The 12,373-nt window shown below is 46.1% G+C and carries 8 protein-coding genes; 6 read left to right on the top strand and 2 right to left on the bottom strand.

All coding sequences use genetic code 11. From position 1 onward, the window contains the following. The first annotated feature begins 53 nt into the window (after positions 1-53). Together ADIAL_RS05165 and aspD are read left to right on the top strand one after the other, a co-directional pair. A complete protein-coding gene (locus tag ADIAL_RS05165; protein WP_034300888.1) occupies positions 54-2,039 on the top strand; it encodes an alpha/beta hydrolase family protein in 1,986 nt (661 codons plus the stop codon). Between the two features lie 250 nt (positions 2,040-2,289). Then, entirely contained in the window at positions 2,290-3,876 is a 1,587-nt protein-coding gene (gene aspD / locus ADIAL_RS05160; protein WP_034300886.1) for an aspartate 4-decarboxylase, read from the top strand. 115 nt (positions 3,877-3,991) lie between these two features. Here aspD and ADIAL_RS05155 read toward each other — a convergent pair whose 3' ends face one another. Continuing rightward, positions 3,992-4,474, bottom strand: coding sequence for a glutathione peroxidase (locus ADIAL_RS05155; protein ID WP_034300884.1), 483 nt, complete (start codon positions 4,472-4,474; stop codon positions 3,992-3,994). A gap of 274 nt (positions 4,475-4,748) precedes the next feature. Then, positions 4,749-6,557, bottom strand: coding sequence for a glutamine--fructose-6-phosphate transaminase (isomerizing) (glmS, locus tag ADIAL_RS05150; RefSeq protein ID WP_034300881.1), 1,809 nt, complete (start codon positions 6,555-6,557; stop codon positions 4,749-4,751). 420 nt (positions 6,558-6,977) lie between these two features. Between glmS and ADIAL_RS05145 the strand changes: the two genes are divergently transcribed. The 4 genes from ADIAL_RS05145 (at position 6,978) to mfd (ending at position 12,336) form a co-directional block, all read left to right on the top strand. After that, positions 6,978-7,532, top strand: a complete 555-nt coding sequence (locus tag ADIAL_RS05145) for a hypothetical protein (RefSeq protein ID WP_034300877.1) — start codon at positions 6,978-6,980, stop codon at positions 7,530-7,532. 124 nt (positions 7,533-7,656) lie between these two features. Continuing rightward, the gene (locus ADIAL_RS05140) at positions 7,657-8,055 is read left to right on the top strand and encodes a hypothetical protein (RefSeq protein ID WP_051503732.1); all 399 of its coding nucleotides are present in this window, start codon (positions 7,657-7,659) and stop codon (positions 8,053-8,055) included. Positions 8,056-8,175: 120 nt separating this feature from the next. Next, positions 8,176-8,736, top strand: coding sequence for an aminoacyl-tRNA hydrolase (gene pth / locus ADIAL_RS05135; protein ID WP_034300871.1), 561 nt, complete (start codon positions 8,176-8,178; stop codon positions 8,734-8,736). An 87-nt stretch (positions 8,737-8,823) separates the two neighbouring features. Beyond that, positions 8,824-12,336, top strand: a complete 3,513-nt coding sequence (gene mfd, locus ADIAL_RS05130; RefSeq protein WP_155849182.1) for a transcription-repair coupling factor — start codon at positions 8,824-8,826, stop codon at positions 12,334-12,336. The last annotated feature ends 37 nt before the right edge of the window (positions 12,337-12,373 follow it).

Genomic DNA, 12,373 nt, shown 5'->3' with positions numbered 1-12,373 from the left:
GTTATGTTATTCTCATGAACATTTAAGATAAGAAGCAAAGGAGCCCTAGATCTATGCAGAACATAAGCAGCGAAAGTCTTTTTGATTTAAAAAATGTGTCCCAACCTCTAGTAGTGGAAGACAGGATTTTCTATTTGGAGACAAGGACAGACCAGAAGAAGAACACGTATCTTTCTTCCCTTTGGTGCCTGGATCGGACAAGCAAAGAACGCAGATTGTGGGTAGATGAGCAACTCAATCCTTCGGATATCAAAGTCTCTCCCAATCAGAACTGGTTGAGTTTTCTGGCCAAGGGTCAAGGTGAGCAAGCAAAAAGCCAGATTTATTTGATGCCTATGAACGGAGGAACGGCTTTTACGCTGACTGACGAAAAAGAAGGAGTCCGTTCCTATGAGTGGACCAGCAACAGTGCTGCGATTTATTACCAGACAAGTACGGCTGTAAAAAATTCGCCTACAGACGGAGACGCCGGTGAGAAATCTGATAAAGAAAAGAATCGGCGTGTTCAGCCGGTAAATATCAGTAAACTTCAGTACAAGATGGACGGTCAGGGAATCACAGAAACCGAGCGAAAACATGCCGTCAGGCGGATCAGCATTGCCAAGCGCGACGTTTCAGATGTTCTGGTCATGGATCGCCCGTTTCGCTTGCAGTATGTCTCTAGAGACGAAAGCTATTTGCTATATGCCGACAAGCTGGATCCTGAAAATGAATGGGTTTATGGTGCGAGCGTATACGAGTACGATATCGCAAAGGAGACAGCAAGGCTGATTACCCAGTCCGTTCCTGAAGGCAGCTTCTCCTTTGAAGCAGTCAACGATAAAGAAGATTTTTTCCTGTTTTCGGGCAATGACTTCAGCTATGCCTTCGTGACACTGAACAGTATTTATGGCTGGGACAGGCAGACAGACACTTTCAGATGCCTGTCTGTAGCAGACAAGTACGCCGGTGACCTAATCATTGGAGATTTTCAGCAGAAAACGAAAGGTTTCCCTGTCAAGTGGCTGGATAACGAAAGCTTTGTCTACCCGGTAACTGAAAAAGGTAAGCTACTGATTTACAAGGGCCATGTAGACGGCACTACAGCATGCCTATTTGACCAGCCGCTGCATATCACTGACGGGGATCTTCTGGAAGAAAATAATTTTGCTGTGACGTACTCAGACCTGACTACGCCTAGTGTTCTGGCTGAGCTAAATGCAGTTGACGGGCAGCTGGAAGTACTTTACGATCCGAATAGACAACAGACCGCTGAGCTCGATTTGGCTCCAGTTGAACGTTTTTGGTATAAAGGAGCGGATGATTGGGACATCCAGGGATGGTATGTCAAGCCGCTGGATGCCAAAGACGGACACCCAGCCGTCCTTTATATTCATGGCGGACCGCAAGTCTGCTACGGGGAGACCTTTTTTCATGAAATGCAGCAGCTGGCAGCAGAAGGTTACGGAGTCATCATGCTTAACCCACGAGGCGGCAATGGTTACGGCCAAGAATTTGTCGCTTCTATTTTAGGAGATTACGGGAACAAGGACTATGAAGATTTGATGCTGGGGACCGATCATGTGCTTAGTGTACATCCGGAAATTGACAAAAATCAGCTCTTTGTTGCCGGAGGGAGCTATGGTGGTTTCATGACCAACTGGATTGTGGGTAGAACAGACCGGTTCAAGGCAGCAGTCACTCAGCGGTGTATCTCTAACTGGATCAGTTTTTATGGTACCAGTGATGTCGGTGCATTCTTTGTGGAGTTTCAGCTGAAAAGAGACCTTTCAAGCATGCATGAGCTGTGGGGCATGTCTCCACTGGCTCATGCTGCCAAGGTGAAGACACCTATTTTAATCATACATGGGCAGGAAGATCTGCGCTGTCCACAGGAGCAAGCAGAACAGATGTACACAGCCATGAAAAAGCATGGTGTTGAGACGAAAATGGTACTGTACCCTCAATCGAGTCATGGGCTGTCGCGTGAAGGGCTGCCGCATTTAAGAGTGGAACGCCTGAATGAAGTCAGATCCTGGCTGGATCAGTACTGCACATGATATCAAAATAAAAGGAGTGAAGCGGCGGCTTCACTCCTTTTAACTAGACTGGTTTATCTTCAAAGGGCCAGAGTAGTCTAAGATAAAAAAGTTTACTTGTGTACAAAATAAATGATAGCGAGATTAAAAATAACTAAGTGTATGCTAAGGTTCCTGTGTAATGAGCATAAATGATTCAAGCTTCTGTTATACTCATCTACGGTTGTTGCATTTTGCAATTAATGATGAAGTATAAAACAGGAGTGACATTTTGAAACAAGATCTAGAAAATTTAAGTCCGTTTGAATTATCTTTGTATTTGGAAAAACGAATGAACAGAAAAGAAGAAGACAAAGAATGGCTGAATGCCGGTAGAGGTAATCCGAACTGGACGGCCCCTATTCCGCGTAAAGCCTATTTTCTACTGGGAGAATTTGCTGCTGATGAGACGGTCATTGAAGAAAAAGCCTCTTTAGGAACAATGATCAAGGAAGAAGATGGACGGCCGGAACGTTTCGAGTCCTTTTTAAAGGATCATGATTCCGATGGAGCTAGACTTCTTGAAGCTATCTGGAACAGAGGCACACATCTGTTGGGGCTGCCGAAGGAAGAGTGGCTGAATGAGATGCTGGACCATATCATCGGGGATAATTATCCTCACCCGGAAAGGATCCTGGCCGCCTGTGAGCAGCCAGTCAAGCAGTATCTCCATCACGAGCTCTTTTCCAGTCAAACTGAGCCGTTCGATATTTTTGCTGTAGAAGGGGGAACGGCGGGAATCGTCTATACCTTCAAGTCCTTGGTCAACAATCATCTGCTCGAGCCGGGAGATACGATTGCTCTGATGATTCCGACTTTTGCTCCTTATATGGAAATTCCAGAACTGCCGGAATACGGCTTTCAGGTGGAATACATCCGCTCAGAATTGACGGATATTGACGGACACAGCAGTTACCAGTTTCCGCCTGAAGAGCTGGACCGTCTGCGCAATAAGGCAATTAAAGCAGTATTTGTGGTCAACCCGAGCAATCCTACAGCAAACGCTATCTATGGAGACTCGATCAACCAGCTTCAAGCGATTGTATCAGAGGATAATCCTGAGCTGATGATTCTTTCGGATGATGTTTACGGCACCTTTCTGGATGCTTTTACTTCCTTGTTTTCAGCCCTTCCCTACAACACGGCCTGCATCTATTCCTATTCCAAATATTTTGGCGCAACAGGCTGGCGAGTCGGAACAATCGCACTGGCCCAGGATAATATATTTGATCAGCGCCTGAAAAACCTGCCGGAAGACACCAAGCAGGCTTTGGATGAACGGTATGCGACCTTGACCTCAGATCCGCGCTCAATAACCTTTATTGACCGGATGGTCGCTGACAGCCGCTCTGTAGCTCTCAACCATGCAGCTGGCCTTTCAGCCCCTCAGCAGGCCATGATGGCGCTTTTTAGTCTATATGCCTTGCTGGATGAGCAGGACCAGTACAAGCAAGATGTGATTAAGGTCTGCCGCAAGCGGGGACAGCTCCTGTATGACTCACTCGGGCTGACGGTTCCCGCAGAAGAGCTCAGTACAGCTTATTACTGTGAAATCGACTTTGAATGGTGGCTGACTAAGCGTTACGGTAAGGAGTTTAAAGAGTATGTCCAACTCAACTGGACTATGACGGAGATTGTTACCCAGCTAGCAGAAGAAGAGCGGCTGATGCTGCTGAAATCGGAAGCTTTTGGATCAAGTAAATGGACCGTACGGGTATCACTGGCTAACTTAGATACGAAAGCTTATAAGGAAGTAGGGAACCGTATCGTTAGTCTTATGGACAGGATACACCAAAAATTTCAATCTGGTGGCTACTAAGTAAAGTACTAGCAAAGAACAGTGAATAAGAAATATAGCAAAAAACCGGGCTTCCCTCTGCAAGGGAAGCCCGGTTTTTTTGAATGGCTGTCAGAGAGAAAACAAAGCCTGCGGCTTACAAGTCGAGCAGTCTTTGAATATCCTTTTCAATATCAAGCGGGTTAGTCGCAGGAGCATAGCGCTTGATGACCTGCCCTTGCTGATCAACAAGAAATTTTGTGAAGTTCCATTTTATGTTGTCTGACAGCAGGCCTTTTTTCTGACTTTTCAGGAACTGATATAGGGGATGGGTGTCCGGACCATTGACGTCTATTTTGTAAAACATAGGAAAGGTCACGTTGTAGTTCATTTGACAAAATTCTATTGTCTGATCCATATCGTCAAATTCCTGATGTTTAAACTGGCCGCAGGGGAATCCTAGCACGGAGAAGGGCTGGTCCTTGTAGTTTTTTTGAAGTTGCTGTAAATCATCAAACTGGCTGGCAAAACCGCAGTGACTAGCTGTATTGACAATCAGCAGAACTTTTCCTTCGTATTGGCTCAGAGAAACAGGCTCGCCCTTAGGGGAATGCACGGTAAAATCATAGGCAGTAGTCATCTTTGTCAGTCTCCTCTAGTCAGCTGGTGGTTCGGACCCGTTTACATTCGGATGACCAAAAGCTGATTGTTTTTTCATAATTACCTCTTCGTCAGTGTAACATAATTGTCTGCTGAATTCTGCACCAACGGTCCAGTTTATGTTGTGGGAACGGGTCATATGTTTGGGGCAGGGGCAAACAGATGTAGGTGAACACTGAAATAAAAGCAAGTCATCTGTCTTATTACGGACAGATGACTTGCTTTTGTTTGTCTTAGTTTGCTTCAGGGAAAGGTTATTCCACTGTAACAGATTTTGCCAGATTACGCGGTTTATCCACATCGTTTCCACGGTGCAAGCTGCAGAAGTATGATAGCAGCTGGGTCGGAATAACACTGACCAGTGGAGAAAGTAGTGGATTGACTTTTGGGATGACAATCTGGTCATCCGGACGGTTCAACCCATCCATAGAGATAACCATAGTGTGAGCCCCACGGGCTTTGGTTTCCTGCAGGTTTCCGCGGGTATGGCCGGCGACCTTGCCTTCAGTTACAATAGCAATCACTGGTGTACCGTCTTCAATCAGCGCGATTGTACCATGTTTCAATTCTCCAGCAGCAAAACCTTCTGTTTGAACATAAGAAATCTCCTTGAGTTTCAAGGCTGCTTCCAGAGACACGTGATAATCCATTCCACGCCCGATGTAGAAGGCATTTCTTGAGATACTGAGATATTCAGAAGCCAGCTCTTCGATGCGGTCTTTGTCGTCAACCAGTGTCTGCATAGCATTGGCTACGATACCCAAGTCATGAATCAGTGTAGACTCTTTGATTGTTCCTTTTTTCAGGCCGGCAACTTCAGCGAGGATAGCTAGAACAGCAATTTGTGCCGTATAGGCCTTGGTTGACGCCACTGCAATCTCAGGCCCCGCATGAAGAAGCAGGGTAAAGTCTGATTCTCTTGAAAGGGTCGACCCGGCGACGTTGGTCACAGTGAGGGACGGCAGCTTCATTTCATTTGTTTTAACCAGAACCTGTCGACTGTCTGCGGTTTCTCCACTTTGGGAAATAAAAATAAAGAAAGGTTTTTCTGACAATAAAGGTGTATTGTAGCCGAATTCACTGGACACGTGTACTTCAGTCGGAATCTGAGCTACTTCTTCAATCAGTTTTTTACCTACCAGACCGGCATGGTAGCTAGTCCCAGCGGCGATGATATAGACGCGGTCAGAAGCAAGCAGAGTGTCGATAATTTTGGGATCGATGGATAAATGATCGTTTTCATCCTGATACTTCAGGACCAGTTTACGCATCACCGCAGGCTGCTCATCAATTTCTTTGAGCATATAGTAAGGGTAGGTGCCTTTTTCCAGATCGTCTGAATCCAGCTCAGCAATATAATGATCGCGTTCAATGACGTCACCAGCATAATTTTCAATGCTCAGGCTGTCCTTGGAAACGATGGCGACTTCCTTGTCCATCAGTTCGACAAACTGGTTGGTCTCCTTTATCATAGCCATGGCATCGCTGCAGATTACGTTGAAGCCGTCTCCCTTACCTAGAAGCAGCGGGCTTTTGTTTTTAGCCGCATAGACGATATCGGGATTCGTGTTGTCAATCAAAGCGATGGCATAAGAACCTTCAAGGGCAACGATTGCTTTCTTGAAAGCATCCAAAGTTGCCAAGCCTTCCTCTTCAGCGAACCAAGCAATAAGCTGAACGATGATTTCTGTATCTGTATCGCTGACCAGTTCGATATCTTCCAGGTAAGCATCTCTAACTTCCTGATAATTTTCAATGACACCATTATGCACGATAGTAAAACGTTCACTTGTGGACTGGTGCGGGTGAGCATTACGCACGCTGGGTTCGCCGTGAGTAGCCCAGCGGGTATGGCCGATTCCCGCATTCGCCTCAACTGAATGGTCCACTCTGTCTTTCAGTGCAGCGATTCGTCCTTTTTCTTTGAAAAGATGACCTCTCTGCTCGTTACTCATCACGTAAATACCGGCGGAATCATAGCCCCGATACTCCAGTTTTTCCAATCCATTCAGCAAAATATCCTTGGCGTCTTTTGCGCCGATGTATCCAACGATTCCACACATAGTTGATCCCTGCTTTCTTCTGATTTAAGTTAGACCACTTTTGAAGTGGTATAGTTACGATTTGATGCCCTGTTAAGTATAATCTTTACAAGCATAATAATATTATAGGCAACCTTTTTAAAAGTCAACCCTTTTATCCTGCAGTTTTTTATAAATTGGTATAGTTGAAGAGGCTCATCTGGGGGTGAAAACCGGAACTCTTTCATGCAGACCGCGTTATGTAGAAGAAAACAGGCATAGGTTGAGCCGGACGCCAAAGGAAGTTTACAGAATAATAGCATCATTATGACGAGAAATGTAAATAAATTGTCATGATTTTCCAATTGTGTTATCATTGTTTCGAAAGAAACTACTGAGACATGGAGTTTTTTTCATAGTTCTTCCTTGAAGGGGAGACAGACAACGGGAGGGGAAACATCAATGGATTACAAAAAACTGGTAAGCCTGCTGGCGGTATCGACATTTGCTCTAGCGGCATGTGATGCAGATACAGAAGAGGACACGACAACCGATACAGAAGTGGAGGACGAAGAGTCTGCTGACGTAGAGGATACAGCTGAGGATACTGACGCAGACGAAGGTGCCGATAACGGAAACGGCCAAAGCGCCCATGATGTCATTGACGGTATCGAAGGAGACTTGGGTTTTACAGCAGCCATTGAACTGGAAATTTTGGGGGGCAGCTGGTCACAAGACGGCTATGTGTTTATGCCTGAAGACGGCGAAGCTACGGTGAACGCAACAGCGGTATCCGAAGAAGACGTGTATGCTTTTGTTATCCAAAACGGTGAAGTAATTGAGACGCCTGAAGTTGAGGAAGGTGCATTCTCATTCACAGCGGAAGCATCCGGAGAAAGCGAAGTCTTTCAAGTGGGCGTAGCCAATGAGGAACTCTATGAAGTCGGAGACGAAGCGGATACAGAAGAATTGGTCAGATATGAAAATGTTGTTATCTCCCCAGCAGACGGAGAATAATTGACATTTTTATCAGGGGGCTCTTTCCAGTCAGGAAAGAAGCCCTTTTCATTTTACAGAAAGCATCAGACATTAGAGGCATAAATAAGGTATAATGAGAGAAAAGCTATAAAGGATGACTCACATGCACTGGATACAAAAGATACTGTTTTATATGAATGGTCGCTATGGCTACGATGAATTTTCTAAAGTTCTGCTGATTACCGGTTTACTATTCGGGGTTGCAGCTAATTTTGTCGGGGGCACAGGGGTCTCCGCCCTTGGACTGGCGCTCATTGCTTTTGGTGGGTTGCGGGTTCTGTCCAAGGAGCAGACCAACCGGAGGCGGGAACTACAAGCGTATTTGAGAATAAAACATAAATTGCAGCATGTCTATAGAAGAACGCGGAATCGCTGGATTCAAAGAAAGGCATTCAAGATACTGAAGTGCCCGGAGTGCCATCAAAAAATCCGCGTGCCTAGAGGTCGTAAAATTCGAATCACCTGTCCGTCCTGCCGGCATTCCTTTGTCGAAAAGACGTAAGCTAGCTGAACAGAGATGCGCGCGTACAGCCCTTTGATTATGCTATAATAAAAAAGAAAACTGGACGACGCCATCGTTCAGCTTTTTTGCATGTAGAAAACATATACAAGGAGTTTGCTTATGAAATTAATCGTGGGACTGGGTAATCCGGGAGCCAAATATGCCCAGACAAAACACAACATCGGGTTCATTACCCTGGATGAACTGGCCTATCAAAATCATTGGAATTTTGATCGTTCGAAATTTGAATCTATTTATGCAGAAGGAATGATTGGAACAGAAAAAGTTCTGCTTGTTAAGCCTCAGACCTTCATGAATGAGTCGGGACGCTCTGTCCGGCAGTGGATGGACTATTATGATATAAAAGTAGAGGATCTAACGGTGATTTATGACGACATGGATTTGCCAACTGGCAAGATTCGTCTGCGTCAAAAAGGCGGCGCCGGAGGACACAACGGCATCAAAAGCTTGATTGACCACTTGGGGACCAAATCCTTTAATCGGGTTCGGATCGGAGTCGGTCGCCCGCATGAAAAACAGTCGGTTGTGTCCCATGTACTGAGTCCTTTCCATAAATCTGTTCATGAAGACATGCTGTTTGCCGTAAAAAAGGCAGCTGATGCCATACATTACTGGACTGAGGGCAACACATATACCGATACAATGACGAAATACAACTGACACAGCTTCAGTAAAGGAGAAAAGAAAGTGGCCGACTTACACACACTATTCAGTGATAAACCCACTGTGAAAGAACTGTTTGATAACATGGGAGCTAAGCAGAAGCAGCTGGTCACCGGACTAGCAGGCTCAGCACGAACTCTCTTTTTAAAAGCACTTTACGAAGAACAGGACCAGCAGATATTGGTTGTGACGCAGAATGTCTACCATGCTAATCAGTTGCTGACAGATTTGACGGACCTTGTGCCGGATGATCAGCTGTTTTTGTTTGCTGTAGATGACATGATTCATGCAGAAATGGCTGTGTCTTCGCCTGAATCTAGGGCTGAACGGGTCAGGGCGCTGGATTTCATTTTGAGTAATCGACCGGGGATTATCATCACGCCGCTGGCCGGTGCACGTAAGCTGCTTCCGCCGCCCCAAGTGTTCAAGGAAGCCGAGCTTTCCTTTGTGCTGGGAGAAGAAGTAGAGCTTGAAACGATTCGACTCAAGCTGACAGAGATGGGATACAGAAGAGAGCAAAAAGTGTCTGCTCCGGGTGAATTCAGTATTCGGGGAGGAATTATTGATGTCTACCCGCTTACGGAGGACAATCCGGTCCGAATCGAGCTATTTGATATCGAAATCGATTCACTTCGCTATTTTGACGCAGACTCTCAGCGTTCTCAGGCAAATGTGGACCGGGTCGATTTAATACCGGCGACGGATATGATTTTGGACGTGAATGAGAAAGATGAGATTGTTCGCCGCTTCCACTTACATTTGAAAGTGTCGCTTCAGAAAATAAAGGATGAAGAACGCAAAAAAAAGCTAGAGGAGACTATATCCCGACTGGTTGAAGCAGTTGAAAAGGAGCAGTATGCTGAAGGTTTGATCCGCTTTGCAGATGTGCTTTATGCTAATCCGTCGACGCTACTGGACTATTTGGGAGAAGGGGCAACCCTTGTCATGGACGAGTATCCTAGAATTCTTGAAAACGAAAGCCGTCTGGAAGAAGAGGAAGCTGAGTGGGTCACCAGTCAACTGGATCAGGGCTTACTGATGCTTAATCAGCAGTTTTCGCTTTCCTTACGGGAAAAACTGAAAGCTTCCGCGCACAACCAGCTGTATTTTTCTCTTTTTCAAAAAGGCATGAAAGGTTTACGTTTAAATAGTATCCATCCTTTTCAGTACCGGACGATGCAGAAGTTTTTTGGGCAAATGAGTCTGGTAAAAACGGAAATGGATCGCTGGATCAAACAGGAGTATACAGTGGTCGTCATGACGGAAAGCGAAGAGAGAGCGGAAAAAGTGCAGCAGACGCTGGCTAATTTTGACATTGCGGGTGTCCTGTCACATAAAGCGGAACTGAAAGAAAAAGCAGTGCAAGTTATCGCTGGAAGTGTCCAGACGGGTTTTGAACTGCCTCATGAGAAAATTGCTGTGCTGACAGAAAAAGAACTGTTTAACCGGGTACCGAAGAAAAAACCGAGACGTCAGAATCTCTCCAATGCCGAGCGTCTCAAAAGTTATTCGGAACTTAATAAAGGGGACTATGTGGTTCACGTCAATCATGGAATTGGTCAGTTTACAGGTATGGAGACTATGGATATTGGAGGGGTGCATCAGGACTACCTCAGCGTGGTCTACAAGGACTCTTCCAAGCTCTTTATTCCTGTGACTCAGCTGAATCTACTGCAAAAGTATGTGTCCTCTGAAGGCAAGTCTCCTAAGCTGAACAAGCTAGGCGGGACTGCCTGGGCTAAGACGAAACGTAAAGTGGCGTCTCAAGTTGAAGATATTGCTGACGAGCTGGTTGAGTTGTATGCAGAAAGAGAGAGAAAGACAGGTTATGCCTTCTCGAAGGATAATGATTACCAGCTGGAATTTGACAACGCCTTTCCTTATACAGAAACGGATGATCAGCTCCGGTCAATCACAGAAGTAAAAAAAGACATGGAGAAAGACAAACCAATGGACCGCTTGCTCGTAGGGGATGTAGGCTACGGAAAGACTGAAGTTGCCATGCGGGCAGTGTTTAAGGCGATACAGGACGGTAAACAGGTTGCTTTCCTTGTGCCGACGACTGTACTGGCACAGCAGCACTATGAGACGATGCTGGAACGTTTCGGGGATTTTCCAGTTGAAATCGGCCTTCTGAGTCGGTTCCGCACAGGCAAGCAGCTGAAGGAAACCGTGGATGGACTGAAAAAAGGACAGGTCGATGTCGTTGTCGGAACGCACCGGGTCCTGTCCAAAGATATCGTCTTTCAGGATCTCGGCTTGCTAGTCGTAGATGAAGAACAGCGATTTGGGGTAAAACACAAAGAGCGGCTGAAGCAGCTGAAAAACGAAGTCGATGTTCTGACGCTGACAGCCACACCGATTCCCAGAACGCTGCATATGTCGATGCTTGGCGTCAGAGATCTTTCTGTAATCGAAACCCCTCCTGCTAACCGTTACCCCGTGCAGACTTATGTCATGGAGATGAACGGAGGCGTCGTCGGCGAGGCGATTCAGCGGGAAATGGCCCGGGGAGGACAAGTGTTTTATCTGCATAACCGTGTGAGCACAATTGAGCAGCGGGCTGATGAGCTCCAGCAACTTGTGCCGGATGCCCGGATTGGATATGCACACGGTCAGATGACCGAAGTTCAGCTGGAGTCGGTTCTCTACCAGTTTGTACAAGGAGAGTATGATCTGCTGGTGACGACGACCATTATTGAAACGGGAGTAGACATTCCTAACGTGAATACCCTGATTGTTGAAGATGCTGATCATATGGGGCTGTCTCAACTGTACCAGCTCAGAGGACGGGTCGGCCGAAGTAGCAGAATTGCCTATGCCTACTTTATGCACCAGCCTAACAAAGTACTGACCGAAGTCAGCGAAAAACGTCTGCAAGCGATCAAGGACTTTACCGAACTCGGCTCCGGCTTCAAAATCGCTATGCGGGATCTGGCGATCAGAGGGGCAGGTAACCTGTTGGGACAGCAGCAGCATGGATTTATTGACAGTGTCGGCTTTGACCTGTACTCACAAATGCTTGAAGAAGCTGTAGCCCGTAAGCGCGGGGACAAAGCGCAGCATAAAACAGTGGTCGAAATGGATTTGTCTATCAATGCCTATTTACCCGGTGCATATGTAGAAGATGAAAGGCAGAAAATCGAACTATACAAACGGATAAGACAATTTTCCAGTGATGACGACTATGTGGAGCTGCAGGGCGAGCTGATTGACCGCTTTGGAGAGTACCCGCAGGAAGTCTCTGACTTGCTTTCTGTCGGCCTGCTGAAAATGTACAGTGAACAAGCTTTGATTGAAGGCATCAAGCGGGAAGATAAAAAAATCACAGTCACTTTTTCCAAGGCAGGAACCAACCGCCTTCCGCTGCCTGAAGTATTCAAGGCACTGAAGTCGGTCAAATTAAAGACAGACATGCAAGCAGAAGAACAGCTGGCTGTCGATTTCAGACTGACCCGGCGCACGTCGGTCAACGAATGGCTGGATTCCCTTATCCTCTTTGCAAAAAATACAGCAGACTATTTCCAAAAGGATATAGAAGAAGCAAAGCAGAATAGTCTGGAAATATCGAGCTGGCAGGACCCTAAAGAAAACTGAGCTGGCTTCTTGAAAACAGAAATGTCAGGTGTTTAAA

Source organism: Alkalibacterium sp. AK22 (assembly GCF_000585255.1).
Taxonomy (GTDB): Bacteria; Bacillota; Bacilli; order Lactobacillales; family Carnobacteriaceae_A; genus Alkalibacterium.
This window is presented reverse-complemented; position numbering and strand designations above follow the sequence as displayed.

Coding starts and splice junctions, on each gene's coding strand:
- ADIAL_RS05165 (WP_034300888.1), top strand. CDS start 54: ATGCAGAACATAAGCAGCGAAAGTCTTTTTGATTTAAAAAATGTGTCC.
- glmS (WP_034300881.1), bottom strand. CDS start 6,557: ATGTGTGGAATCGTTGGATACATCGGCGCAAAAGACGCCAAGGATATT.
- mfd (WP_155849182.1), top strand. CDS start 8,824: ATGGGAGCTAAGCAGAAGCAGCTGGTCACCGGACTAGCAGGCTCAGCA.
- ADIAL_RS05145 (WP_034300877.1), top strand. CDS start 6,978: ATGGATTACAAAAAACTGGTAAGCCTGCTGGCGGTATCGACATTTGCT.
- pth (WP_034300871.1), top strand. CDS start 8,176: ATGAAATTAATCGTGGGACTGGGTAATCCGGGAGCCAAATATGCCCAG.
- ADIAL_RS05140 (WP_051503732.1), top strand. CDS start 7,657: ATGCACTGGATACAAAAGATACTGTTTTATATGAATGGTCGCTATGGC.
- ADIAL_RS05155 (WP_034300884.1), bottom strand. CDS start 4,474: ATGACTACTGCCTATGATTTTACCGTGCATTCCCCTAAGGGCGAGCCT.